General features: G+C 64.4%; 21 protein-coding genes. 13 read left to right on the forward strand and 8 right to left on the reverse strand.

Features of this window, described 5'->3' with window-relative positions:
* Positions 1–40 precede the first annotated feature (40 nt).
* A complete protein-coding gene (gene secB / locus P9230_RS24105; protein ID WP_067323500.1) occupies positions 41–541 on the forward strand; it encodes a protein-export chaperone SecB in 501 nt (166 codons plus the stop codon).
* Between the two features lie 285 nt (positions 542–826).
* Here the strand turns inward: secB and dnaQ are convergent, their stop codons facing one another.
* From dnaQ to P9230_RS24130, 5 genes are all read right to left on the reverse strand, one after another.
* Positions 827–1,534: a DNA polymerase III subunit epsilon gene (gene dnaQ / locus P9230_RS24110; RefSeq protein ID WP_095825105.1), complete on the reverse strand. Its 708-nt coding sequence runs from the start codon at positions 1,532–1,534 to the stop codon at positions 827–829.
* Between the two features lie 74 nt (positions 1,535–1,608).
* Positions 1,609–2,214 (reverse strand): dephospho-CoA kinase, encoded by a 606-nt coding sequence (gene coaE, locus P9230_RS24115; protein ID WP_127217282.1) that lies wholly within the window; start codon positions 2,212–2,214, stop codon positions 1,609–1,611.
* Between the two features lies 1 nt (position 2,215).
* On the reverse strand, positions 2,216–3,049 hold the full coding sequence (locus P9230_RS24120) for a shikimate dehydrogenase (protein ID WP_278085999.1): 834 nt from the start codon (positions 3,047–3,049) through the stop codon (positions 2,216–2,218).
* Complete coding sequence (locus P9230_RS24125) at positions 3,042–3,641, reverse strand: Maf-like protein (RefSeq protein WP_278120916.1); 600 nt, start codon at positions 3,639–3,641, stop codon at positions 3,042–3,044. Before P9230_RS24125 ends, P9230_RS24120 begins: the two co-directional genes overlap by 8 nt.
* A 40-nt stretch (positions 3,642–3,681) precedes the next feature.
* On the reverse strand, positions 3,682–4,503 hold the full coding sequence (locus tag P9230_RS24130; RefSeq protein WP_067323508.1) for a pyruvate, water dikinase regulatory protein: 822 nt from the start codon (positions 4,501–4,503) through the stop codon (positions 3,682–3,684).
* A 402-nt stretch (positions 4,504–4,905) separates the two neighbouring features.
* Between P9230_RS24130 and hemE the strand changes: the two genes are divergently transcribed.
* The 3 genes from hemE (at position 4,906) to rho (ending at position 7,900) form a co-directional block, all read left to right on the forward strand.
* Positions 4,906–5,934, forward strand: coding sequence for a uroporphyrinogen decarboxylase (gene hemE / locus P9230_RS24135; protein WP_278120917.1), 1,029 nt, complete (start codon positions 4,906–4,908; stop codon positions 5,932–5,934).
* Positions 5,931–6,467, forward strand: coding sequence for a protoporphyrinogen oxidase HemJ (gene hemJ / locus P9230_RS24140; protein WP_095825109.1), 537 nt, complete (start codon positions 5,931–5,933; stop codon positions 6,465–6,467). Before hemE ends, hemJ begins: the two co-directional genes overlap by 4 nt.
* Before the next feature lie 167 nt (positions 6,468–6,634).
* On the forward strand, positions 6,635–7,900 hold the full coding sequence (gene rho, locus P9230_RS24145) for a transcription termination factor Rho (protein WP_082953824.1): 1,266 nt from the start codon (positions 6,635–6,637) through the stop codon (positions 7,898–7,900).
* A gap of 188 nt (positions 7,901–8,088) precedes the next feature.
* Here rho and P9230_RS24150 read toward each other — a convergent pair whose 3' ends face one another.
* Positions 8,089–10,110, reverse strand: coding sequence for a thioredoxin domain-containing protein (locus tag P9230_RS24150; RefSeq protein ID WP_278120918.1), 2,022 nt, complete (start codon positions 10,108–10,110; stop codon positions 8,089–8,091).
* 110 nt (positions 10,111–10,220) lie between these two features.
* Between P9230_RS24150 and mnmE the strand changes: the two genes are divergently transcribed.
* From mnmE to P9230_RS24175, 5 genes are all read left to right on the forward strand, one after another.
* Positions 10,221–11,534, forward strand: a complete 1,314-nt coding sequence (mnmE, locus tag P9230_RS24155) for a tRNA uridine-5-carboxymethylaminomethyl(34) synthesis GTPase MnmE (RefSeq protein ID WP_278120919.1) — start codon at positions 10,221–10,223, stop codon at positions 11,532–11,534.
* A 387-nt stretch (positions 11,535–11,921) separates the two neighbouring features.
* Positions 11,922–13,796 (forward strand): tRNA uridine-5-carboxymethylaminomethyl(34) synthesis enzyme MnmG, encoded by a 1,875-nt coding sequence (gene mnmG, locus P9230_RS24160; RefSeq protein WP_278120920.1) that lies wholly within the window; start codon positions 11,922–11,924, stop codon positions 13,794–13,796.
* Positions 13,793–14,434: a 16S rRNA (guanine(527)-N(7))-methyltransferase RsmG gene (rsmG, locus tag P9230_RS24165; protein ID WP_127240872.1), complete on the forward strand. Its 642-nt coding sequence runs from the start codon at positions 13,793–13,795 to the stop codon at positions 14,432–14,434. The genes mnmG and rsmG overlap by 4 nt, the downstream gene beginning before the upstream one ends.
* Positions 14,435–14,451: 17 nt before the next feature.
* The gene (locus tag P9230_RS24170; RefSeq protein WP_066991504.1) at positions 14,452–15,249 is read left to right on the forward strand and encodes a ParA family protein; all 798 of its coding nucleotides are present in this window, start codon (positions 14,452–14,454) and stop codon (positions 15,247–15,249) included.
* A gap of 64 nt (positions 15,250–15,313) precedes the next feature.
* Positions 15,314–16,204 carry a ParB/RepB/Spo0J family partition protein gene (locus P9230_RS24175; protein WP_278120921.1) on the forward strand — a complete coding sequence of 297 codons (891 nt, stop codon included), beginning with the start codon at positions 15,314–15,316 and terminating at the stop codon, positions 16,202–16,204.
* Between the two features lie 185 nt (positions 16,205–16,389).
* Here the strand turns inward: P9230_RS24175 and holA are convergent, their stop codons facing one another.
* The gene (gene holA, locus P9230_RS24180; protein ID WP_127324450.1) at positions 16,390–17,433 is read right to left on the reverse strand and encodes a DNA polymerase III subunit delta; all 1,044 of its coding nucleotides are present in this window, start codon (positions 17,431–17,433) and stop codon (positions 16,390–16,392) included.
* Positions 17,434–17,964: 531 nt separating this feature from the next.
* On the opposite strand from holA, the gene P9230_RS24185 reads away from it, so the two are divergent.
* The 4 genes from P9230_RS24185 to lpdA all read left to right on the forward strand — a co-directional run bounded on the left by P9230_RS24185 (position 17,965) and on the right by lpdA (position 23,215).
* Positions 17,965–19,197 carry a 3-methyl-2-oxobutanoate dehydrogenase (2-methylpropanoyl-transferring) subunit alpha gene (locus tag P9230_RS24185; RefSeq protein ID WP_127324449.1) on the forward strand — a complete coding sequence of 411 codons (1,233 nt, stop codon included), beginning with the start codon at positions 17,965–17,967 and terminating at the stop codon, positions 19,195–19,197.
* A 3-nt stretch (positions 19,198–19,200) separates the two neighbouring features.
* Positions 19,201–20,214 (forward strand): alpha-ketoacid dehydrogenase subunit beta, encoded by a 1,014-nt coding sequence (locus P9230_RS24190; protein WP_095809658.1) that lies wholly within the window; start codon positions 19,201–19,203, stop codon positions 20,212–20,214.
* Positions 20,215–20,227: 13 nt separating this feature from the next.
* Positions 20,228–21,541: a dihydrolipoamide acetyltransferase family protein gene (locus tag P9230_RS24195; protein ID WP_095827374.1), complete on the forward strand. Its 1,314-nt coding sequence runs from the start codon at positions 20,228–20,230 to the stop codon at positions 21,539–21,541.
* 276 nt (positions 21,542–21,817) lie between these two features.
* A complete protein-coding gene (lpdA, locus tag P9230_RS24200; RefSeq protein ID WP_278120922.1) occupies positions 21,818–23,215 on the forward strand; it encodes a dihydrolipoyl dehydrogenase in 1,398 nt (465 codons plus the stop codon).
* A gap of 173 nt (positions 23,216–23,388) precedes the next feature.
* Here the strand turns inward: lpdA and P9230_RS24205 are convergent, their stop codons facing one another.
* On the reverse strand, positions 23,389–24,492 hold the full coding sequence (locus P9230_RS24205) for a saccharopine dehydrogenase family protein (RefSeq protein WP_127247386.1): 1,104 nt from the start codon (positions 24,490–24,492) through the stop codon (positions 23,389–23,391).
* Between the last annotated feature and the right edge of the window lie 49 nt (positions 24,493–24,541).

Here is a 24,541-nt window from a genome sequence, read left to right on the forward strand (position 1 = left end):
TCCGGTCAGCAATGCTGCCCAGGCAAAAGGACAAAGGCTAATGGCCAGCAATGATGATGCCGCGGCAGCCGCCGCCAATGGCAACGGCAAACAGGAACAGCCCTCGCTCAACGTGCTTGCGCAATATGTGAAGGACCTGTCCTTCGAAAGCCCCGGCGCGCCGAATTCGCTGCGCGGCCGCGACAAGGCCCCGGGCATCGCCATCAATGTCAACGTCAACGCCAACCCGCTTTCGGACAAGCAGTTCGACGTCAATCTGACATTGAATGCCAAGGCCTCCTTCGACCAGGAAGTGCTGTTCAACGTCGAACTGGTCTATGGCGGCGTCTTCGCCATCAGCGGCTTCCCGCAGGAGCACATGCTGCCGATCCTGTTCATCGAATGCCCGCGGCTGCTCTTCCCCTTCGCGCGCCAGATCATCGCGGACGCCACCCGCAACGGCGGCTTCCCGCCGCTGATGCTCGACCCGATCGATTTCGCGCAGATGTTCCAGCAGCGCATCGCCGAGGACCAGGCCGCCAGCAAGGTCCAGGTGAGCTGAGGAGGCTCGCCACCCATCGTATCGAGAGCCCGGCTTCGCGCCGGGCTTTTTCTTGAGACGTCTGGATTAGCGACGACATTCGTTAGGTCGTCATTCTGGGGCCGAGCAAGGAGCGGAGCGACGTTAGAACATATGCCGTGACGCTAAGGCGCTGCTGCGATTACAGAATTCTGCACCGTTGCGCTCCGCGGCAAGGGTCACGGCATGGATACTCGGGTCAAGCCCGGGTATGATGAAGGGATGGCGGTTCGGCCAATCGCGTCGGTTGGCGCCGGAGCGCCCCGCTCACCCTGCGGCCACCACCTTCAGCCACAACGCCTTTTCGCCGAGCGTGCCGACCAGCCCGGCATGCGCCGCCCGATCCGCCTCGGTGAGGCGCGGCGGCAGCGCGATCGGCCTTGCGCCGATCGAAATGTCGATATCGGCGACTTCGCCGCTGCCGTTCACCTGCACGGCCACGGTTTCCAGGACCAGTGCCGCCTGCTTGCCGCCGATGAGCTCGATATAGACCTCGGCCAGCAATTCGGAGTCGAGAAGCGCCCCGTGCTTGGTGCGGCGGGTGTTGTCGATGCCGTAGCGGCGGCAAAGCGCGTCCAGCGAGTTCGGACCCATCGGATGCTTGCGGCGCGCGATCGCCAGCGTGTCGACGATGCGGCCGGGATCGATGGCCGGATGACCGAGCCGGCTGTATTCGAGGTTCAGGAAGCCAAGGTCGAAAGTGGCGTTGTGGGCGATCAGCTTGGCGCCGTCGGTGAAGGCCAGCCATTCCTCGGCGATTTCGGCGAAGGTCGGCTTGCCGGCCAGATCCGCCGCGCTGATGCCATGCACGGCCTGCGCCTCGGCGTGAATGGCGCGGCCTTGCGGATTGATGAACTTGTGGAAGGTGCGGCCGGTCGGGAAACGGTTGACCAGCTCGACGCCGCCGAGCTCGATGATGCGGTCGTCGCGCAAATCGAGGCCGGTGGTTTCGGTATCGAAGATGATCTCACGCATTCGAATCAATCCGCTCTAAAGAGCAGAATCACAAACCGGAACAAAATGGCAATGGGGACTGCTGACAGCGGCCGTCAGGAAGCGTTTTTGCCGGACTTATCCCCGGTCAATTCGCTGACGATGGCTGCCACCGCCGCACGTGCGGCATCAAAACCCTGGCCGGTGTCGACGATGAAATCCGCCTGACGGCGTTTCTCGGCGTCAGGCACCTGCTTGGCGAGGATGGAAGCGAATTTATCTTCGCTCATCCCGGGCCTGGCGAGCACGCGGGCGCGCTGGATCTCGGCCGGCGCGGTGACGACCACGACCTTGTCGACGCGATTGCGGCCGCCGGTCTCGAACAGCAGCGGAATGTCGAGCACCGCAATCGGCGCCCCGGCCGCACGATGCCGAGCCAAAAATGCATCGGCGTCGGCCCGTACCAGCGGATGGATGATCGCCTCCAGCTTTTTCAGCGCGGCGGGATCGCCCAGCACTGTCTCGGCCAGCCTTGCGCGATCGACCACGCCCGCTTTTGTCGTGCCGGGAAAGGCTCGTTCGACCAGGGGTGCTGCCTTGCCGGCATAGAGGCGATGCACGGTCTCGTCGGAATCATGCACCGGAACGCCGGCCTCGGCGAACATCTTTGCCGTGGTCGACTTGCCCATCCCGATCGATCCGGTGAGGCCGAGCACGATCATGTCAATGCGCTTCGATGTCGGCGACGATCATGCGCCGCAATTGCGGCGTCACCTGCGGCCGCTTGCCGAACCAGCGCTCGAAGCCGGGCACGGCCTGGTGCAGCAGCATGCCGAGGCCATCGACCGTCTTCAGGCCGCGCGCCCTGGCGGCAGCAAGCAGCGGCGTCTCCAGCGGTACATAGACGATGTCGGTGACGATGGCATGGCCGGGCAGACCGGCCGGATCGGCGGCGAGGGTCTCGTTGCCATGCATGCCGAGCGCGGTGGTGTTGATGAGCAGGCCGGCGTCGGAAAGCAATTCGCCGACCGCGCCGGCGCCATGCGCCGAAACCCCGGCGCCGAACCGGTCGGCGAGTTCCTCAGCCCTTGCCAGCGTACGGTTGACGATGCGGATGTCGTTGAGACCTCGGTCCTTCAGGGCGTAGATGACGGCGCGGGAGGCACCGCCCGCGCCCAGCACCACGGCCGGACCATTCGCCGCCCAGCCGGGGGCGTGTTCATCGAGATTGCCGGCAAAGCCGAGAGCGTCGGTATTGCCGCCCCACAGCACGCCGTCTTCCAGCCACAGCGTGTTGACCGCGCCGATGGCTTCGGCGGCCTCGTCGCGGCGTTCGACCAAGGCGTAGGCTGCTTCCTTGTGCGGGATGGTGACATTGCCGCCGCAATAGCCATTCTCGTCCAGCGATTTCAGGAATGCTGCGAAATCCTCCGGCCGAACGTCGATAGCCTGGTAGCTGCCGTCGATGCCGTATTCCTCCAGCCAGTGGCGGTGGATCTTGGGCGAGCGCGAATGCGCGATCGGGTGGCCGGTGACGAAGGCCCGCTTCTCAACCATCGATCGCTCCCAATGCGCGCAGCTCCTTCAGCACCGGCAACAGCGGCAGGCCGACGATGGTGAAATAGTCGCCCTCGATCCTTTCGAAGAGCTGGATGCCCTCGGCCTCGATCTGGTAGGCGCCGACACTCGCCAGCGCCTTGGCGCCGACGCGCGCCAGGTGGCGGCCGATGAAGGCGGGATCGAGCTTGCGCATGGTGAGGCTGGCGATGCCGACATGGCGCCACAGCACTTCGCCATCGCGGCAGAGCACGGCGGCGCTGTTCAGCTGATGGGTCTTGCCCGACAAGGCCAGGAGATGCCTCCGCGCCCCTTCCATATCGGCCGGCTTGTGGAAGATTTCGTCGCCAAGCGACAGCGTCTGGTCGCAACCGAGCACCAGCGCGCCCGGCCGGCGCTCGCAGACCTCGGTCGCCTTGGCTTCGGCAAGGATCGAAGCGACATCCTCGGGAGACACGCCGCTGTCCTGCAAGGGCGCCTCGAGCGCGCGCTCGTCGACGTCTGCCGGCACCGCCTCGATGTCGAGCCCGGCATTGATAAGCATTGCCTTGCGGAACGGGCTGCCCGAAGCGAGGACGATTTTGCCGGCCATACTGGTTCACCAACGGTTGCGATCACTTATATCGCCTGCCCTAGCGCGTCTTGCCCCGCAGGGCAACGATCGCCGCCGCGGTTTCCTCGATCGAGCGCCGGCTGACGTCGATCATCGGCCAGCCATGCCTGGTGCAGAGCTGACGCGCATAGGCGAGCTCCTCGGCGATGGCGGCGCGGTCGACATAGTCGGTCGGCACGTAGTTGTTGCTGTTGCCGAGGATGCGGTTCTGGCGGACATGCGAGATGCGCTCGGCCGTGGCGACGAGGCCGACGATCAGCGGCGTCCTGGCGTTGATCAGGCTTTCCGGCAGCGGCACGCCGAGCACGATCGGAATGTTGGCGGTCTTGATTCCGCGATTGGCGAGATAGATGCTCGTCGGCGTCTTGGAGGTGCGCGAGATGCCGATCAGCACGACATCGGCATCGTCCATGTTGGCCGGCAACTGGCCGTCGTCATGCTCCATGGTGAAGTTCAGCGCATCGATGCGGCGGAAATATTCGGCGTCGAGCACATGCTGGGCGCCGACGCGCCGGCCGGCCGGCGTGCCGAGATAGGACTGGAAGACGCTGAGCACGGGCTCCAGCACCGAGACGCAGGGCAGGCCCATGGCGGCGCAGCGCTCGTCGATGCTGCGCGCGAGCTTCTGGTCGACGACGGTGTAGAGAATGATGCCGGGCTCCTCCTCGATATCCTCGAACACCTTGGCGACCTGCTTTTCCGTGCGGATCAGCGGATAGATGTGCTCGATGGCGCGCGCGTCCTTATATTGCGCGGAGGCGGCGCGGCCTGCCGCCAGCAGCGTCTCGCCGGTGGCGTCGGAAATCAGATGCAGATGGAAGAAGCTCTGGGGTTTGTTCACAAGAGTTGGTTCCAGACTGTGGGCAGATGTGGACAAGGTTGGACAGAAAGGTCGTGACGTCGAAGGCGACTGTATCAGATGCCACCTTGTCCACAATTCGCCCCGCTGTAGGCTTTGTCGGGGCGCTGGGGACAAAACCGGGGACCAACTTTTCTTGGCCGATATCATCCACAGCTCGAGGTCCGCAGCAGAAGAGCCAAGGCGCTGACTCGAAAGCCTGAATCCAGTTCGTCCCCAGATCGCTCCAAATTGAGAAAGCGGCTGCGCGACAATATGCTGACTGGCCTTTTCGAGCGGCAGGCGGGACAGGTCACAACCACCACAACCAACAGACTCTTAGAATCAGAAGACTCTTTTAAAATAGATATTTGATTTAAGAGACCTGGAGAGGGCGAGCACTGGATGGCTGGGAAACGGATCGTGCTGGACGTCCTCAAGGGCGAGACGGTTTCACCGCCGCCGCTCTGGATGATGCGTCAGGCAGGGCGTTATCTGCCGGAGTATCGCGAGACCCGGAAGCGGGCCGGTTCTTTCCTCGATCTCTGCTATGACCCGGATCTTGCCGTCGAGGTGACGCTGCAGCCGATCGAGCGCTTCGGCTTCGATGCTTCGATCCTGTTCTCCGACATCCTGGTTGTGCCCGATGCGCTGGGAAGAGATGTCCGCTTCGAAGAGGGACACGGGCCGATCCTCAAGCCGATTGCGGTGGCCGAAATCGAGGGCCTGGACGGCGAAACGTTTCACGTGAATCTCGAACCGGTCTACGAAACCGTCCGCCGTCTGCGTGCGAAGCTTCCGGTGGAAACGACCTTGATCGGCTTCTGCGGCGCGCCCTGGACGGTGGCGACCTATATGATTGCCGGCCATGGCACGCCGGACCAGGGACCGGCCAGGCTTTTCGCCTATCGCGAGCCGGAGGCCCTTGCACGGCTCCTGAAGATACTGGCCGACCATTCGGCCGCCTATCTCATCCGCCAGATCGACGCCGGCGCCGATGTGGTGCAGATTTTCGACTCCTGGTCGGGCGTTCTCGATGAAGCGTCCTTTGAGGCGTTTTGTGTCGAGCCCGTTGCCGAGATTGTCCGGCAAGTGGAGGCCGCGCGTCCGGATGTTCCGGTGATCGGATTTCCCAAGGGCGCCGGCGAGCGCTATCGCGATTACAGGAAGAAGACCGGGATCACCGGGCTCGGGCTCGACTGGACCGTGCCGCTGTCGATGGCAAAGGAATTGCAAAGCGAAGGCGCGGTGCAGGGCAATCTCGATCCGCTTCGCCTGGTTGCCGGCGGCAGGGCGCTGGCCGACGGCGTCGACGCCATCCTTCGCACGCTGGGCAACGGGCCGCTGATCTTCAATCTCGGCCACGGCATCACGCCGGAAACGCCTGTGGCACATGTCGAGGCCATGGTGAAAATGGTGCGGAGCCATCGATGACAGAGACGATCAACGAGAACAGCGCCGGCCAGGCGATGAAGCGCATGTTGATCGGCATCGTCCTGCTGGTCGTCCTGACCGCCCTGCTCTTCCTTGTGGCGCCGGACAGCTTCTATCCCTGGGCGAAGGCAATCCATGTGATTGCCGTCATCGCCTGGATGGCCGGGATGCTCTATCTGCCTCGGCTTTTCGTCTATCATGTCGACGCCGAGAAAGGCTCCGTGCAGTCCGAGACCTTCAAGGTGATGGAGCGCCGGCTGCTGCGCGCCATCATCAACCCGGCGATGACCGTGACCTGGGTGTTCGGGCTTTGGCTCGCCTGGAAGGGCTTCGGTTTCCAGGGCGGCTGGCTGCACGCCAAGATCCTCGCCGTGCTGCTGCTTTCGGGTCTGCACGGCTATCTCGCCGGCGCGGTGAGAAAATTTGCCGAGGACAAGAACGAAAAGCCGGCGAGGCACTGGCGGATCGTCAATGAACTCCCCACATTGCTGATGATCGTCATCGTCATCCTGGTCATCGTGAAGCCGTTCTGAGGCTTCCCCACACCCGGCAAAAGGCGGCTTGCTCTTTCAGGCGACCGACGATAAAAGACGGGTCTTCCTTCCCGTCATGCGCCGCCCCTTTCTCGCTTTCGGCCGCGCCCGGCATTTGTCGCATCCAGCCGATTTTTTCTCCCCAAAGCCTACCCAGAGTCCATCTAATGCAAGAAATGAAACTCGCAGAGTTCAAGAATAAGAAGCCGCCGGAGCTGATCGCTTACGCCGAATCGCTCGAGGTGGAGAACGCCAGCGTCATGCGCAAGCAGGAGCTGATGTTCGCGATCCTGAAGAAGCTCGCCATCCAGGATGTCGAGATCATCGGTGAAGGCGTGGTCGAGGTACTGCAGGACGGTTTCGGCTTCCTGCGCTCGGCCAACGCCAATTACCTGCCAGGTCCCGACGATATCTATATTTCACCGTCGCAGATCAGGCGCTTTTCGCTGAAGACCGGCGACACGGTCGAAGGGCCGATCCGCAGCCCGAAGGAAGGCGAGCGTTATTTCGCGCTGCTCAAGGTCAACACGATCAATTTCGATGATCCGGAGAAGATCCGGCACAAGATCCACTTCGACAATCTGACGCCGCTCTACCCGACCTCGCGGCTGAAGATGGAGGTCGACAATCCCCCGACCAAGGACATCTCGCCGCGTGTGATCGACCTGGTGGCGCCGATCGGCAAGGGCCAGCGCGCGCTGATCAACGCTCAGCCGCGCACCGGTAAGACGGTGCTGTTGCAGAACATCGCGCACTCGATCACCGCCAATCATCCGGAATGCTACCTGATCGTTCTTCTGATCGACGAGCGTCCGGAGGAAGTCACCGACATGCAGCGCTCGGTCAAGGGCGAAGTCATTTCCTCGACCTTCGACGAACCGGCAGCGCGCCATGTGCAGGTCGCCGAAATGGTGATCGAGAAGGCCAAGCGCCTGGTCGAGCATGGGCGCGATGTCGTCATCCTGCTCGATTCGATCACCCGCCTCGGCCGCGCCTACAACACCGTGGTGCCGTCATCCGGCAAGGTGTTGACCGGCGGTGTCGACGCCAACGCGCTGCAGCGTCCGAAGCGCTTCTTCGGCGCCGCCCGCAACATTGAGGAAGGCGGGTCGCTGACCATCATCGCCACCGCGCTGATCGACACCGGCAGCCGCATGGACGAAGTCATTTTCGAAGAGTTCAAGGGCACCGGTAACTGTGAAATCCAGCTCGACCGCAAGGTGGCCGACAAACGCATCTACCCGGCGATCGACATCCTCAAGTCCGGGACCCGCAAGGAGGACCTTCTGGTGCCGCGTTCGGATCTGCAGAAGATCTTCGTGCTGCGCCGGATCCTTGCGCCGATGGGAACCACCGATGCGATCGAATTCCTCATCGACAAGCTCAAGCAGACCAAGACCAACGCGGATTTCTTCGATTCGATGAATACCTGATCGGGCGCCGAGGGACCGGTCCTTTCTTCGGCATACAAGGCGGAGCAAGGAGCGAGGCGACGCTGTGCAGAACTCTAAGTCCATGCCGTTGTTTTTTGAGCTTTGCGGCGGTGCAGAATTCCGCACCGCCGCATTCGTCGGAAGCGCCGCGACATAGATCCTGGGTCAAACCGAGGAGACGAAGCTGTTTATTCCCGCCGCAACAGCCTCTCCAACTCGCCCGCATCCGTAACCGCCGGCAGGCATGTCTGTCCGCTGCAGAACCAGGCTCCCGGCTTGTCCGTCGGCGGCAGCACGCCGCCCGGCAAAAGCGGTTGATTCGCTTCCGTACCGATGGGCAGTACGACATCGACCCGGCGTGGATCGGAACTTCGATTCGCCACCGGAACAAGAAGGCTTGAGGAATCAAGCTTGTCTATGATGACGAGCTTCAGCGGTTCGAGCGCCAGCGCGCACGCGTTGATGATGCCGGCCTGGCCGTAGGCTTGCTGCGCGGCGCGACCCATGGCGTGTTCGGCTGTCGTCCATGCCTTTGCCCAAAGATCGTGATCGCCGGTAAGGGACGAGAGCCGGACCAGCGCCTCGACGATCTGGCCGGTGGCGGAGGGGATTGCCTCATCGACATCGCCGCGGATACGGATCGGCACATCGACGCTGTCGGACGCCGTCAGATAATAGCCGGTCTTTTCAGGATCCTGATGCCAGCGGTCGAGCCGATCGATGAACTGCCGGGCATGGTCCATATAGGCAGAACTGCCGGTTGCCTCGAACAGCGCGATCGCCGCGTTGGTCATGGCGGCATAGTCGCTCGACAGCGCCGGGAAAAGCTTCTTGTCGCCGAGCATCGAATGCGGCAGGCGGCCGTCCTTGCTGGCTTCGACGATGTGGGCGAAGGCCTTGACGGCGGCGTCCACCCAGTCGGCTCGCCCGAAGGAGCGGCCCGCTTCCGCGAGGGCCGCAATCATCAATCCGTTCCAATCGGTAAGCGCCTTGGCGTCGCGGCCGGGCCTGACGCGATTTTCTCTGGCAGCTAGCAATTTCGCCTTCAGCGCTGCGAGCTGAGCGTCCTCGCTGATCCCCTGGCGCTGCTGTGCCTCGCTCTGGCGGATGATGGGCTTGCCTTCCCAGCCATGCGGAGCGGCGAACTCGAAATATTGGAAGAAGCGAGCGGAATCAGCACCGAGTGCGGCTTCAACCTCTTCCCCGCTCCAGGTGTAGAACAACCCCTCCTCGCCTTCGCTGTCGGCATCGAGGCTGGCCGCAAAAGCGCCGCCCTCGACGCGCATTTCCCGCAGCAGCCAGGCCACGGTTTCCTCGATTCGCTTCCGAAACAACTCATTGCCCGTTGCCGCGAAGGCCCAATTGCACATGCGGATGAGCTGGGCGTTGTCGTAAAGCATCTTCTCGAAATGCGGGACCAGCCATTCGGCATCGGTCGAGTAACGGCTGAGACCGCCGCCGACATGGTCGTAGATGCCGCCGGCGAGCATTTTTTCCAGGCTGATGAGCACGGCGTCGCGATGGGCGGTCTGGCCCTCGCGCAGCCAGGACAGCCACAGACTGTGCATGAAGGGCGCGTTGGGGAATTTCGGCGCGCCGCGCAAGCCGCCGAGATCGCCGTCGACCATGCCCTCGATGCGACCGGCGAGATCGGCAAGCGTGCCGCGGTCGAGCACCGCCTTTCCCTTCGCGCCGGCCAGCCGCTGCTCGACATGGGTGGTCAGCGCGTCGGCGCTTTGGCCGAGGCTCTCTTGCTTCTCGCGCCAGGCCTTGTCGACCGCCTCCAGCACCTGGACAAAGCCCGGCCGTCCATAGCGCGCCTCGCGCGGAAAATAGGTGCCGCCCCAGAAAGGCTTACCATCGGGCGTAAGGAACATGGTCAGCGGCCAGCCGCCCTGCTCGCCCATGGCATGGAGTGCCGCCATGTAGATCTGGTCGATATCCGGGCGCTCCTCGCGATCGACCTTGATATTGACGAAGAGGCGGTTCATGACGGCGGCGACGGCATCGTTCTCGAAGCTTTCATGGGCCATGACATGGCACCAGTGGCAGGCGGCATAGCCGATGGACAGCAGGATCGGCCGTCCGAGTTCCTTCGCCTCGGCAAGGGCGTCCGGCGACCAGCCCCGCCAATGCACGGGATTGTCGCTGTGCTGCTTCAGATAGGGGCTGGCCTCTTCGGCAAGCAGGTTTCGCGCGGGCAAGGTCACAATGAGCGGCTCGGCTTGGTTGATGAGCAGGCAATTCCGGGAAAGCTACGGCTGACGTCCGGAACGGCGCCTGAAAGAAGATACCTAGGGTGGTTCGGCAGGTCGGGCAAATGGCAACCTCGAAGGATTCTATCGCAGCGCTGTCGAGCGGTCGCCTGCCCGCCGGCATCGCCGTAATCCGCATCTCCGGTCCCAAGACTCGATTCGTGATCGAAACGATTGCCGGCGGCGGTATTAGGGATCGCTTTACCACGTTGCGCAAGCTGATGGCAGCGGACGGTTCGGTCATCGATCACGGGCTTGTCGTGTTCTTTCCTGGACCTAGCAGCTTCACCGGCGAGGACGTTGGGGAGTTCCATGTTCACGGCAGCCGCGCCGTTGCGGCAAAAATGCTGGAAACGCTCACCGGCTTTGCCGGCGTCAGACATGCCGAGCCTGGCGAATTCACGCGGCGCGCCTTTCTCAACGGCAAGCTCGATCTGGTCGAGACCGAAGCGCTGGCGGACCTCGTCAATGCCGAGACGGAGGCGCAGCGGCGCTTTGCCGTGCGTAACGCCGAGGGCGCGCAGAGCGAGCTCTATTCGGGGTGGCGCCGGCGGTTGATCCATGCCCGGGCAATGATCGAGGCGGAAATCGACTTCGCCGACGAGGAGGATGTGCCGGGTTCGGTCTCGAAGGCGGTCTGGACCGATGTGGCGGCGATGGCCGACGAGATCGAACGCCACATTCAGGGGTTCAAGGCGGCCGAGATCATTCGCGATGGCTTCGAGGTCGTCATCCTCGGCGCGCCGAATGCCGGCAAGTCCAGTCTGTTCAACGCCCTGGCCCAACGCGAGGCGGCAATCGTCACCGACGAGCCGGGCACCACGCGCGACCTGCTGGAGGTGGTGCTGGACCTCCACGGGATGAGAGTTCGGGTCGTCGATACGGCAGGCCTGCGCGAGGCCGCCGGCAAGGTGGAGACGATCGGCATCGAACGAGCGCGTGCCAAGGCCGGTGGCGCCGACCTGGTTTTGCTGCTGGAGGATATGGTCCATCCACAGCCCGTCGGCGCGGTTCCGACAGGTGTTCCGCTCCTGAGCATCGGGACCAAAACCGATCTCATGGGAGCGCGCAGAGGGGCCTATGATTTGGCCATCTCTTCCAAGGAAGGTACCGGAATTTCGGAACTGCTGGACGAGATTGCGGGTCGCGCCGCTGCCGCAGTCGGAGGGGCCGGTGAGATCTTGCCGTCGAGGCTCCGCCATGTCGAGCTGCTGAAGGAGGCGAAGGATTTTCTCTCGGCGGCGCTGTCGGGGCAAAGCCTGGAGCTGCGCGCGGAAGAGTTGCGGGTGGCCACGGACCGGCTTGGGCGTATTATCGGCGCCGTCGATGTCGAGGATATGCTCGACGTCATCTTTTCGCAGTTCTGCATCGGCAAGTGATTCACGTGAAACGCGGGGCGGTTGCGGGCGGATGATTCACGTGAAACAGCGACAGGATGTGGCGGATGGTGTTTCACGTGAAACGAGTCCGGCTCCAGACGCGTGGCGTGCCAATAGATCAAGGGCCAAACGGCGCTGCTCCTCACTGCCTGCCTCGTAGAAGGCAAGGACGGCTGGCCACTAAAGCAACAGCGCTGATTCGCAGCGCTTGAGAAGTGAAAAATCGTCCGTGGGATAGGCGCCTCCCTTCTATGCGGACGAAGTCGGACAGGCAGACCACTGGCACGCAGCCCCATCCCCGGCGATCACCTCCGCAACGGACTGCATCCTTGACAGCGGAGGCTGGCGGGGACATGTGTCGAAGCATCTCTGAAACGGATTCTTGCAATGACCAATCACTATGACGTGGTGGTGGTGGGCGGCGGCCATGCCGGATGCGAAGCGGCGGGCGCGGCTGCGCGCGCTGGCGCCAGGACGGCGCTGGTGACGCTGCGCTTCGAGACGATCGGCGTCATGTCCTGCAATCCGGCCATCGGTGGCCTCGGCAAGGGTCATCTCGTGCGCGAGATCGACGCCATGGACGGGTTGATGGCCCGCATCGCGGACGCCGCCGGCATCCAATTCCGCCTGCTGAACCGCCGCAAGGGCCCAGCGGTGCGTGGGCCGCGGACCCAGGCCGACCGCAAGCTCTATCGTCTTGCCATGCAGGCGGCGATCCGCGAGCAGGCCAATCTCGACGTGGTGGAAGGCGAAGTCCTGGACTTCGAGATCGAGGACGGTCGGGTTGCGGCCGTGCTGGTCTCCGGTGACAGGCGGTTCGCCTGCGGCGCCGTGGTGCTGACGACCGGCACGTTCCTGCGCGGGCTGATCCATATAGGAGAGAAGAAGATCGTCGCCGGCCGGATGAACGAGCAGGCGAGCCATGGGCTCTCGGCGACGATGGCGCGGGCCGGTTTCAAGCTCGGGCGGCTGAAGACCGGGACGCCCCCTCGCCTCGACGGCCGCACCATCGATTGGGCCTCGCTGGAACGCCAGGCCGCAGACGATCAGCCGGTGCCGTTCTCGCTGATGACAGACCGCATCGCGAACCCGCAGATCAACTGCGGTATCACACGCACTACGCAGGCGACACATGAGTTGATTCGCCTCAATTTGAAGCGTTCGGCGATGTATTCCGGCTCGATCGAAGGCGTTGGGCCGCGCTACTGTCCCTCTATCGAGGACAAGATCGTCAAGTTCGGCGACCGCGAGGGTCACCAGATCTTCCTCGAGCCGGAGGGCCTCGACGACGACACCGTCTATCCGAACGGCATCTCGACCTCGCTGCCGGAAGAGGTGCAACTCGACATGTTGAAGACGATCCCCGGCCTGGAACGGGCGACGATGCTGCAGCCGGGATACGCCATCGAATATGACCATGTTGACCCGCGCGAGCTCAAGCCGACGCTGGAGACGAAACGCGTCGCCGGGCTTTTTTTGGCGGGGCAGATCAACGGCACCACCGGCTACGAGGAGGCCGGCGCGCAAGGCCTGCTTGCCGGCATCAACGCCGCGCGCAGGGCATCGTCAGGCGAGCCGTTCGTGCTCAGCCGCACCGAAGCCTATGTCGGCGTGATGATCGACGACCTCACCAGCCGCGGCATCGCCGAACCCTATCGCATGTTCACTTCGCGGGCGGAGTTCCGGCTTTCGCTGCGCGCCGACAATGCCGACGAGCGGCTGACGCCGCTGGCCGACCGCTTGGGGATCGTCTCCTCCGAGCGGATGCAACGTTTCGGCGCGATCAGTGTGAAGCTCGACGCTGCGCGCGCGCTGGCAAAGTCGATCGCCTTCACGCCCAATGAAGCCGCGCGGCATGGACTGGAGATCAACCGGGACGGCGTTCGGCGTTCCGCCTACGACCTTCTCGCCTATCCCGGCGTCGACATGGTCTGGCTGACGCGGATCGAGCCACGGTTTGGCGAACTCGACCCCAACACGGCAGAGCGGCTTGAGATCGAGGCGAAATATTCCGTCTATCTCGAGCGCCAACAGGCTGACGTGGCGCAGATCAGGCACGAGGAATCGCGGCTCATTCCGGAGACCATCGACTTCGCCGACGTGCCAGGCCTTTCCAATGAGCTGAAGCAGAAGATGAAGGCACGCCGGCCGCGCTCGATTGCCGACGCGCAGCGCATGGAAGGCATGACGCCAGCGGCTCTGGCGATCATTGTCGCGCATGTTCGCAATGCCGAGCTGGCTGCACGAAGGTCGGTCGCGTGAGTGGCGATGCCTGGGCGGACCTGCAGAAGGCAGCGGGTCCGGTTTCACGTGAAACATTCGAGCGGCTGCAGGCCTTCGAGCGGCATTTTCAAAAATGGAACCGCAGCATCAATCTGGCGGCGCCATCGACGCTAGACGACGTCTGGCGCCGCCACATCCTGGACAGCGCCCAGCTTGCGCGAATCGCGCCGACCGCAATGCGCTGGGTCGACCTCGGCTCGGGCGGCGGCTTTCCCGGATTGGTACTCGGTTTTCTGCTTGCAGAGCGGCCGGGCGCCACGATCGATCTGGTTGAAAGCAACCGCAAGAAGGCGTCGTTCCTGCAATCGGTCGTCGGCCAATTCGGCCTACCGGCGCGCGTGCTGGCGCGACGCATCGATGACAGCTATCCACTTGTTTCTGCACCGGAAGTCGTTACCGCGCGGGCATTGACGGCGCTTCCGGACCTGCTCGATCTTGCCGCACCCTGGCTGACCAAGGGCGCGCGTTCGCTTTTTCACAAAGGCCGGGATTACCGGGCCGAAGTGGAAGAAAGCGCTCACCGCTGGACCTTCGATCTGGTAGAACATCCAAGCATGACGGACGCTCATGGCGTCATTCTGGAAATCACCGATCTGCACCCGGCGACCCCGCAATGAATCACTGGCATCGACCCATGAAAACTGGACCGCGTATCATCACCGTTGCCAACCAGAAGGGCGGCGTCGGCAAGACGACCACGGCGATCAATCTGGCGACGGCGCTGGCCGCGATCGGGGAGCGCGTGCTGATCGTCGACCTCGATCCGCAGGGCAATGCCAGCACCGGGCTCGGCATCGAACGCAAGGATCGCACCGTCTCGTCCTATGACGTGCTGACCGGCGAACTCGAGCTGGAGGCGGCCGCGGTGCCGACGGCGGTGCCGGGCTTGTCCATCGTGCCCTCAACCCTCGATCTGCTCGGCATCGAAATGGAGATCGCCTCGGCGCCAGACCGGGTGCTGCGCCTGCGCAATGCGCTGCGTGCGGCAGCCGCGCGCGCGGCGCCGTTCGGCTATGTGCTGATCGACTGCCCGCCGTCGCTCAATCTTTTGACTTTGAATTCAATGGCGGCGGCCGATTCCGTTCTGGTGCCGCTGCAATGCGAGTTCTTCGCGCTGGAAGGCCTTAGCCAATTGCTCGAAACGGTCGAGCAGGTGCGCGGCACGATAAATCCGGACCTCACCATCCAGGGCATCGTGCTCACCATGTTCGATGGCCGCAACAACCTCGCCAACCAGGTGGTGCAGGATGTGCGCGCGCATATGGGCGACAAGGTCTACGAGACGATCATCCCGCGCAACGTGCGCGTTTCCGAAGCGCCGTCCTACGGCAAGCCGGCAATCCTTTACGATCTCAAATGTTCCGGCAGCCAGGCCTATCTGCAGCTTGCCTCGGAAGTGATCCGCCGCGAGCGCAAGCTGCGCGCCGCCTGAATAGCGCAGGCCGAATTTCACTAATCAGTAGCCGATTCGACTCCGAAACGATCTGGACGGAATAATGAGCGAAGACCAATCGAGAAAAAGACTGGGCCGCGGCCTCGCGGCGCTGATCGGCGAGATCGATCGTCCCGTCGCGCCCGAAAAGCCGAGCGCGGTCGCGGCGGATGGCAAGGTGCCGATCGAGTTCGTCAGTCCGAACCCGAAGAACCCGCGCCGGCATTTCGGCGACGCCGAACTCACCGACCTCGCCCAGTCGATCCGAGAGCATGGCGTGGTGCAGCCGGTGGTGGCGCGGCCCTCGCCGTCGCAGCCCGGCCGCTACGAGATCATCGCCGGCGAGCGGCGCTGGCGCGCCGCGCAGCGCGCAGGGCTGACCGAAATCGCGCTCATCGTGCGCGACGTCAACGACCGCACCGCGCTGGAGCTCGCAATCATCGAGAACGTGCAGCGCGCCGATCTCAATCCGGTCGAAGAAGCGCAGGGCTATCAGCAGCTGATCGACGAGCATGGCTACACGCAGGCCGATCTCGGCCAGGTGATCGGCAAGAGCCGCAGTCATGTCGCCAACACGCTGAGGCTCCTGAAGCTGCCTGACGTCATCCGCGACATGCTGGTCGACGGCGCGTTGTCGGCCGGCCATGCCCGCACGCTGGTCACAGCCGGCGATCCGGCGGGGCTCGCCAAGCGCATCGTCGAGGAGGGGCTTTCGGTGCGCCAGGCCGAGGCGTTGGCGCAAATGCCCGCGGGACCGACACCCGCCAAAGTAAGGTCCGCGCCGAGCGCGCCGGAAAAGGATCCCGACACGCTGGCCTTGGAAAAGCTGATGACCGACACGATCGGCATGATTGTCTCGATCGAGCATAAGGCCAAGGGCGGCACGCTGCGGGTCGACTACCGGTCGCTGGATCAGCTCGATGAGTTGTGCCGGCGGCTGAAGGACGACCGATAAGTAGCTGAATTACATGAAATTAGCCGACTAATAAAGTTCTGGCTTAAGATTAGATCTAGGCTGATATATTGGTGATAGGCACAACAAGGGCCGGCCGCTGCGTTGGCCTCTTCTTTTTTGCGGCGCCCGCGATAGGCGAAAGCCGAGGCGCCGGCCAATCGCCTCACAGGGGGAGGGCTGATCGCCTACCTCTGCGCCAATCTCGCGCTTTCCACCGCGATGCCGAGCAGCGCCTGACGGGCTAGCGCCTCCGACAGGTCGGGCCGCTTGCGCGTTTGCAGCACAGCTGCCTGCAGCCGGATCAGCGCGCGGCCGAGGGCTTCGCTGTTCCAGCGCTCGAGCGTCTTTTCCACCAGCTTGCGGCGCGAGAAGAAGACCGGTGGACGCGCTCCCGCTACGACAGAGGCGGCGTTGCGGCCGCCGGATTCCATCTGGCCGCGCATGACCTGGATCGCCTGCAATTGCCGCATCGCCGAGGACAGCACCAGGAAAGGATGGCCGCCGGACGCACAATGCCGGGTGAAGGCAATGTCGAAATCTCCGACCTTGCCGTCGAGCATGGCGTCGACCGCACCGTCGAAGGAGGCGCCGGAGACATCGCCGGACAAGGCGTTGACGTCGTCGAGGTCGATCTCCTTCTTGCCATGGGCGTAGAGCACCAGCTTGTCGATCTCGCCGCGCGAGGCCAGACGGTCGCCGCCGAGATTGCGGCGCAGCGCCTGGCGGGCGTCGAGCGTCATCGACATGCCGGCCTTGCGCAGCTCGTCGTCGATCACCGAGTCGAGATCGCGGGCCTCGTCGGCGTAGCAGGGCAAGGCGATGGCGTTGCCGGCTGCCTCGACGATGGCCCGCAGGCCAGTGCCCTTCTTCAGGTCGCCCGCCTCGATGAGGATGAGAGCATCCGGCGCCGGCTCCGCCGTCAGCGCCTTGATGTCGTCGGCCAGCGCCTTCTGGCCGCTGGCGTTGCGGACCCAAAGCAGCCGCCGGTCGGAAAACATCGGCACGGTGCGCGCCTCGTCGAGCAGACGGCCTTCGTCGCGATCGACTTCCGCGCCATCCAGCTTAACCACGGAGAAAGGATCGTCGAGCGGCAGCCCGGTCTTCAACGCGAAGGTCTTGGCCCGCTCGGCGACCAGGCCGCGATCGGGGCCGTAAAGCAGGACGATGGCCATGGCCAGGTCCGGCCGCGCCAGCCACGAATCGACCTCGTATCCCTTCTTCTGTGCCATGCGGGGTGAGTTAGCATGAGGCGGAGACGGAGTGAACGGAGAAGCGGCCGGCCTCTCTTCGTCATCCTCGGGCTTGACCCGAGGATCCATGCCGTGACTTTTGCCGGGGAGCGCCGGGGTGCAGAATATTCTCCAACCGCCGCAACACGTCAACGTCGCGGCATGGATTCCAGGGTCTGCGCGCGTCGCTCCGCTCCTTGCTCCGCCCTGGAATGACGACCCTGAAGCAGAGTCTGTCACGCCCCTCTGCCCTGCCGAGCAACTCCCCACGAGGGTGGAGATTAGCTGCGTCGGCCGGCGCGCATGCCTTGATTGTCTTTTGTGGCGGCAAACGCTCCGCAAACTTCCGCCAAATTGCGCGACGCTTGCAAACATCGACAAGAAATTTCGGCGCCATATCTGCATCTTGTCGGCCATGTGCCGCATCGGCTCGACGAGGCTGATGACCGGGAGGACGGCCGCCATCTCGCCCGATGAAATGGCGGCGCGGATGTGCAAGTATCGCACCGGCAACATTGGAGGACGAAGGTCATGGCCGATGCTGGAATGTTGCGCTTTCATGTCCCCGAGCCCGAGGTTCGGCCGGGCGGCACGCCCGACTTCTCGAATGTGACCATTCCCAAGGCCGGTTCGGTGCCGCGGCCGGAGGTCGATGTCGATCCGCGCACCATCCGCGAGATGGCCTTCTCCATCATCCGCGTGCTTAACCGCGCCGGCGAAGCCGCCGGGCCATGGGCCGGGCTGCTCACCGACGAGGATCTGCTCGAAGGCCTGCGCCATATGATGACGCTCAGGACCTTCGATGCGCGCATGCAGATGGCGCAGCGCCAGGGCAAGACTTCCTTCTACATGCAGCATCTGGGTGAAGAGGCGGTGAGCTGCGCTTTCCGCAAGGCACTCAAGCCTGGCGACATGAATTTCCCGACCTATCGGCAAGCTGGCCTGCTCATCGCCGACGGCTATCCGATGGTTGCGATGATGAACCAGATCTATTCCAACGAGGCCGATCCGCTGAAGGGCCGGCAGCTGCCGATCATGTACTCCTCGAAGGAGCACGGCTTCTTCTCGATCTCCGGCAATCTGGCGACGCAGTACATCCAGGCGGTCGGCTGGGCGATGGCCTCGGCGATCTCCAACGATTCCCGCATCGCCGCGGCCTGGATCGGCGACGGCTCGACCGCGGAGTCCGATTTCCATGCGGCGCTGGTCTTCGCCTCGACCTACAAGGCCCCGGTCGTGCTCAATGTCGTCAACAACCAGTGGGCCATCTCCACCTTCCAGGGCATTGCCCGCGGCGGCTCGGGCACTTTCGCCGCGCGCGGTCTCGGTTTCGGCATCCCGTCGCTGCGGGTCGACGGCAACGACTATCTCGCCGTCCATGCGGTAGCCAAATGGGCGATCGAGCGGGCGCGTCGCAATCTCGGGCCGACCCTGGTCGAATATGTCACCTATCGCGTCGGCGCGCATTCGAGCTCGGACGATCCGTCGGCCTACCGGCCGAAGGCGGAATCGGACGCCTGGCCGCTCGGCGACCCGATCATCCGGCTGAAGAACCATCTCATCCACAAGCAAGTCTGGACGGAACAGCGCCACATCCAGGCGGAAGCCGAGATCCTCGAAACCGTGATCGCGGCGCAGAAGGAAGCCGAAAGCCACGGCACGCTGCATGCCGGCGGCAAGCCGTCGACGCGCGACATGTTCGAAGGCGTCTATGCCGAGACGCCGCCGCATCTCAGGCGCCAACGCCAGCAGGCAGGGGTCTGATCGATGCCCAGACGCACCATGATCGAGGCGATCCGCGACGCCATGGATGTCTCGATGGCTCGCGACGAGCGCGTCATCGTCTATGGCGAGGATGTCGGCTTTTTCGGCGGCGTGTTCCGCTGCACGCAGGGCCTGCAGGCCAAATACGGCAAGAACCGCTGCTTCGATGCGCCGATCAGCGAATCCGGCATTGTCGGCTCGGCGATCGGCATGGCCGCCTATGGGCTGAGGCCCTGCGTCGAGGTGCAGTTCGCCGACTATGTCTATCCGGCTTACGACCAGATCGTCTCGGAGGCGGCGCGGCTGCGCTATCGCTCCAACAACGATTTCACCTGCCCGATCGTCGTCAGGATGCCGACCGGCGGTGGCATCTTCGGCGGCCAGACGCACAGCCAGAGCCCGGAAGCGCTGTTCACGCATGTCTCCGGCCTCAAGACGGTGGTGCCGTCCAACCCGCATGACGCCAAGGGGCTATTGATCGCCGCGATTGAGGATCCGGACCCGGTCATCTTCCTGGAACCGAAGCGGCTCTACAACGGCCCCTTCGACGGCCATCACGACAACCCGGTGACGCCTTGGTCGAAGCACGAGCTCGGCGAGGTGGCGGATGGCCATTACACCATACCGCTCGGCAAGGCGGCGATCCGCCGGCAAGGCTCGGCGGTCACCGTGCTCGCCTATGGCACCATGGTCTATGTCGCGCAGGCCGCGGCCGCGGAAACCGGCATCGATGCCGAAATCATCGACCTCAGGACGCTCCTGCCGCTCGACCTCGACACGATCGTCGCCTCGGTGAAGAAGACCGGGCGCTGCGTCGTCGTGCATGAGGCGACGCTGACCTCCGGCTTCGGCGCCGAGCTCGCGGCGCTGGTGCAGGAGAACTGCTTCTACCATCTGGAGGCGCCGGTGGCGCGGGTCGCCGGCTGGGACACGCCCTATCCGCATGCGCAGGAGTGGGAGTATTTCCCCGGCCCCGCGCGGGTCGGGCGCGCGCTCGTCGAGACCATGGAAGCCTGAGGGGGGCCGGACGATGGGCGAATATGTCATCAAGCTTCCCGATGTCGGCGAAGGCGTCGCCGAGGCCGAGCTTGTCGAATGGCATGTCAAGATCGGCGACCTGGTGCGCGAGGATGCGGTGCTGGCGGCCGTCATGACCGACAAGGCGACGGTCGAGATCCCCTCGCCGGTCGATGGCGAGATCCTCTGGCTTGGCGCCGAGATCGGCGACACGGTGGCGATCGGCTCGCCGATCGTGCGGCTTAAAATAGCCGGCGAAGGCAATGTGAAAGCAGGCAGCGGTGCCAAGGCCGCGCCGAAGGCAGAAGCGCCGGCCGAGCCCGTGGAGGCAAAGTCCCAACCGCTGTCGGACGCCTCGAAAGCGGCGCCGAAACCGGCACAGATCCCGGCCCAGCCTTCCGTCGCGGCACCGAAGGCTGGGCGCCCGGCGTCCGTCATCGGCGCGCCGCGCGCGGAAGGCGAAAAGCCGCTGGCTTCTCCTGCCGTCCGACTGCGCGCCAAGGAAGCCGGCATCGATCTGCGCCAGGTTGCAGGCAGCGGTCCGGCCGGGCGCATCAGCCATGAGGACATCGAGGCCTTCCTGGCGCGCGGCCCGCAGCTTGCCCGCGCCACCGGCCTTGCCCGCAAGGAGGGCATCGAGGACATCAAGGTCGTCGGGCTGCGGCGCAAGATCGCCGAGAAGATGGCGCTGGCAAAGTCGCACATTCCCCATATCACCTATGTCGAGGAGATCGACGTCACGGCGCTGGAAGAACTGCGCGCCGCGCTCAACAAAGAGAAGCGGCAAGACCGGCCGAAGCTGACGCTGCTGCCGTTCCTGATGCGGGCAATGGTCAAGGCGATCGCCGATCAGCCGAACCTCAACGCGCTGTTCGACGACGAGGCCGGCGTTATTCACCAACACGCGGGCATCCATGTCGGCATCGCCGCCCAGACGCCGACCGGGCTCGTCGTGCCGGTGGTCAAGCATGCCGAGGCGCGCGACCTCTGGGAAAGCGCCGCCGAGATCAACCGGCTTGCCGACGCGGCCAAGTCCGGCACGGCGACGCGCGATGAGCTTTCCGGCTCGACCATCACCATCACCTCGCTCGGGGCGATGGGCGGCGTGGCGACCACGCCGGTCATCAATTATCCGGAAGTGGCGATCGTCGGCGTCAACAAGATCATGGTTCGGCCGGTATGGGACGGCGCGCAGTTCCTTCCGCGCAAGATGATGAATCTGTCGTCCAGCTTCGACCATCGGGTCATCGACGGCTGGGACGCCGCGGTTTTCGTGCAGCGGATCAAGGCGTTGCTTGAGACGCCGGCGCTGATCTTCGTGGAATAGTCGTATGGATACGGACGACGTTGCCCCCTCGTCATCCTCGGGCTTGACCCGAGGATCGATGCCGCGACCTCGCCCGAAGGGCGCGGCGGACCAGAATTCTGGAGCGTTGCAACGCCTTCACGTCACGGCATGGATCCTGGGGTCTACGCGCGTCACTACGCTCCTTGCTCCGCCCCAGGATCACGAGATTCCACGGATATCGGCCAATCGCCACGGTCTGCGTTCGCCAGGCCCTAACCCTCTGCCAAAATCCCCGTGCTCAGCAACGAGAAGCCCATGAAAGAGATCTCCTGCAAGCTGCTCGTCATCGGCGCCGGTCCGGGCGGCTATGTCTGCGCCATCCGCGCCGGGCAGCTCGGCGTCGACACGGTGATCGTCGAGTTCGGCAAGCCGGGCGGCACCTGCCTCAATGTCGGCTGCATCCCGTCCAAGGCGCTGATCCATGCGGCGGAAGAGTTCGAGAAGATCGCGCACATGGCCGGCGGCAAGGGGCCGCTCGGCATCGCGGTCGCCCCGCCGACGCTCGACCTGACCAAGACGGTCGCATGGAAGGACGGCGTCGTTAGCCGGCTGAACAGCGGCGTCGCTGGCCTGCTGAAGAAAGCCAAGGTCAAGACCGTGCAGGGCTGGGCGACGTTCCGCGACGGCAAGACCGTCGAGGTCGAGACCGAGACGGGAAGCCAGGTGATCCGCGCCGAGGCGGTGGTGATCGCCAGCGGCTCGGTGCCGGCCGAACTGCCGTTCCTGCCCTTCGGCGGCCCGGTCATCTCGTCGACCGAAGCGCTGGCGCTGAGCGAGGTGCCGGACAAGCTCGCCGTCGTCGGCGGCGGCTATATCGGGCTCGAGCTCGGCATGGCCTTCGCCAAGATGGGCGCCAAGGTCGCCGTGGTCGAAGCCCTGCCGCGCGTGCTTGCGCAATATGATGCCGAGCTGACGCGGCCGGTGCTGAAGCGGCTCGGCGAGCTCGGCATCGAGGTGATGCTGGGTGCCAAGGCCAAGGGGCTGTCGACCAAGGGCGATGCGCTTATGGTCGAGACGGCAGATGGCAAGAACGCCAAGATCGCCGCCGACAGGGTCCTGGTCACGGTGGGGCGCAAGCCGCTCACCGAGGGCTGGGGGCTGGAGCAGATCGACCTCGACATGGTCGGAAAATTCATCCGCATCGACGACCAGTGCCGCACCTCGATGCGGGGCATCTACGCTATCGGCGATGTCACCGGAGAGCCGATGCTGGCGCACCGGGCGATGGCGCAGGGCGAGATGGTGGCCGAGATCGTCGCCGGCCACAAACGAGGCTGGGACAAGCGCGCGATCCCGGCGATCTGCTTCACCGATCCCGAGCTGGTCACCGCCGGCCTGTCGCCGGACGAGGCGAAGGCGCTCGCCGGCGAGATCAAGATCGGACATTTTCCGTTCGCAGCCAACGGCCGCGCCATGACCAGGCAAGGCGAGGACGGGTTCGTGCGCATCGTCGCCCGCGCGGACAACCATCTGGTGCTGGGCATCCAGGCGGTCGGGCAGGGCGTTTCGGAATTGGCCGCGGCCTTTGGCCTTGCGCTCGAAATGGGCGCGCGGCTGGAGGATATAGCAGGCACCATTCATGCGCATCCGACCCAGGGCGAGGGCTTCCAGGAAGCGGCGCTGAAGGCGCTCGGGCACGCGCTGCATGTTTAGAGGGAGCGGGATCTCCCCCCCTTGAGGGGGAGATGGCCGGCAGGCCAGAGGGGGTCGCCGCGCGTGAAGCGCCGACTTCCGTCTCTGGCTTTCACATGCGCTGCACTGGTTGAGAGGACCCCCCTCTGTCGCCTTTGGCGACATCTCCCCCTCAAGGGGGGAGATCACAAAGCTCAGCCCGCCAGGCGGCTCGCCGTCTCGTGCTGGGCGTAGGCGCGGCCGAAGCGGTTGGCCAGAAATGCGTCGAGCGCGATGTCTTCCTGCCGGACGAAACCTTTCGCCGGCAGCGTGCCGTCGGCCAGCATGTCGAGCACGGCGCAGATGCCGGAGGCGGTGGTGATCTGGATGGCGCTGCGCACGACGTTGCCGACGCGGTGCGAATAGATCTTGTTGGCGTAGGTCTCCTGCAGCAGGCGGCCGTTGCGGCGGCCCGAGACGGTGACGAAGACGATGACGACATCCTGCAGCGTCGCCGGTAGGGCGCTCTCGAAAATGTCCTTCAGCACGTCGCGGCGGTGGCGCAGCCCGAGGTCGTTGAGCAGCGCCTTCATGATGGCGGCATGACCGGGATAGCGGATGGTGCGGTAGTTCAGCGTCCGCACCTTGCCTTTCAGCGTCTCGGCCAGAGTGCCGAGTCCGCCGGAGGTGTTGAAGGCCTCGTAGGTGACGCCGTCGAGCGAGAATTCCTCGCGCTCCTCCAGCGGGGGCACCTCGACCAGCTCGCCCTCGACGATCGCCTCGCAAGGCTCGCAATATTCGTTGATGACGCCGTCGGTGCTCCAGGTGAGGTTGTAGTTCAAAGCGTTCGACGGATATTGCGGCAGCGCGCCGACGCGCATGCGCACGCTTTCCAGCGTGTCGAAGCGGCTGGCCAGATCGTTGGCGACGATCGAAATGAAGCCCGGCGCTAGGCCGCATTGCGGGATGAAGGCGCTCTTGCCCTCGCGCGCCAGCTCCTTGACCCGACGGGTGCTGGCGACGTCCTCGGTGAGGTCGAGATAATGCACGCCCGCCTTCGCCGCAGCCTCGGCGATGCGGGTGGTGAGGTGGAAGGGCGCGGCGCTCAGCACGGCGAATTTGCCGGCAAGCGCTGCCTCAAGCGCGCCGGGCACGGCGATGTCGAGCTCCTTGCTCTCGACGCCGGCCGGCAATTCGGCTGCGGCGAGCTGGGCCGCCGAGCGGTCGACCACCGTGACGCGGTAGTCTCCCGTGGTGGTAAGCATTTCAGCGATGGTCGAGCCGATCTTGCCGGCGCCGACGACAACAATGTTTTTCATGACGATACCCCTGCCAGTTCGAATTGGCAGGAATCATCGCAGCTTGCCT

It is taken from the genome of Mesorhizobium sp. WSM4887 (genome assembly GCF_029625865.1).
GTDB lineage: Bacteria > Pseudomonadota > Alphaproteobacteria > Rhizobiales > Rhizobiaceae > Mesorhizobium.

Excerpts from the sequence above, each read along its gene's own strand:
- secB (WP_067323500.1), top strand. The coding sequence starts at position 41 with ATGGCCAGCAATGATGATGCCGCGGCAGCCGCCGCCAATGGCAACGGC.
- mnmG (WP_278120920.1), top strand. The coding sequence starts at position 11,922 with ATGACCAATCACTATGACGTGGTGGTGGTGGGCGGCGGCCATGCCGGA.
- P9230_RS24170 (WP_066991504.1), top strand. The coding sequence starts at position 14,452 with ATGAAAACTGGACCGCGTATCATCACCGTTGCCAACCAGAAGGGCGGC.
- P9230_RS24185 (WP_127324449.1), top strand. The coding sequence starts at position 17,965 with ATGGCCGATGCTGGAATGTTGCGCTTTCATGTCCCCGAGCCCGAGGTT.
- P9230_RS24125 (WP_278120916.1), bottom strand. The coding sequence starts at position 3,641 with ATGGCCGGCAAAATCGTCCTCGCTTCGGGCAGCCCGTTCCGCAAGGCA.
- holA (WP_127324450.1), bottom strand. The coding sequence starts at position 17,433 with ATGGCACAGAAGAAGGGATACGAGGTCGATTCGTGGCTGGCGCGGCCG.
- hemE (WP_278120917.1), top strand. The coding sequence starts at position 4,906 with ATGGCTGGGAAACGGATCGTGCTGGACGTCCTCAAGGGCGAGACGGTT.
- hemJ (WP_095825109.1), top strand. The coding sequence starts at position 5,931 with ATGACAGAGACGATCAACGAGAACAGCGCCGGCCAGGCGATGAAGCGC.
- rho (WP_082953824.1), top strand. The coding sequence starts at position 6,635 with ATGCAAGAAATGAAACTCGCAGAGTTCAAGAATAAGAAGCCGCCGGAG.
- coaE (WP_127217282.1), bottom strand. The coding sequence starts at position 2,214 with ATGATCGTGCTCGGCCTCACCGGATCGATCGGGATGGGCAAGTCGACC.
- dnaQ (WP_095825105.1), bottom strand. The coding sequence starts at position 1,534 with ATGCGTGAGATCATCTTCGATACCGAAACCACCGGCCTCGATTTGCGC.
- P9230_RS24120 (WP_278085999.1), bottom strand. The coding sequence starts at position 3,049 with ATGGTTGAGAAGCGGGCCTTCGTCACCGGCCACCCGATCGCGCATTCG.
- P9230_RS24195 (WP_095827374.1), top strand. The coding sequence starts at position 20,228 with ATGGGCGAATATGTCATCAAGCTTCCCGATGTCGGCGAAGGCGTCGCC.
- P9230_RS24190 (WP_095809658.1), top strand. The coding sequence starts at position 19,201 with ATGCCCAGACGCACCATGATCGAGGCGATCCGCGACGCCATGGATGTC.
- P9230_RS24205 (WP_127247386.1), bottom strand. The coding sequence starts at position 24,492 with ATGAAAAACATTGTTGTCGTCGGCGCCGGCAAGATCGGCTCGACCATC.
- lpdA (WP_278120922.1), top strand. The coding sequence starts at position 21,818 with ATGAAAGAGATCTCCTGCAAGCTGCTCGTCATCGGCGCCGGTCCGGGC.
- P9230_RS24175 (WP_278120921.1), top strand. The coding sequence starts at position 15,314 with ATGAGCGAAGACCAATCGAGAAAAAGACTGGGCCGCGGCCTCGCGGCG.
- mnmE (WP_278120919.1), top strand. The coding sequence starts at position 10,221 with ATGGCAACCTCGAAGGATTCTATCGCAGCGCTGTCGAGCGGTCGCCTG.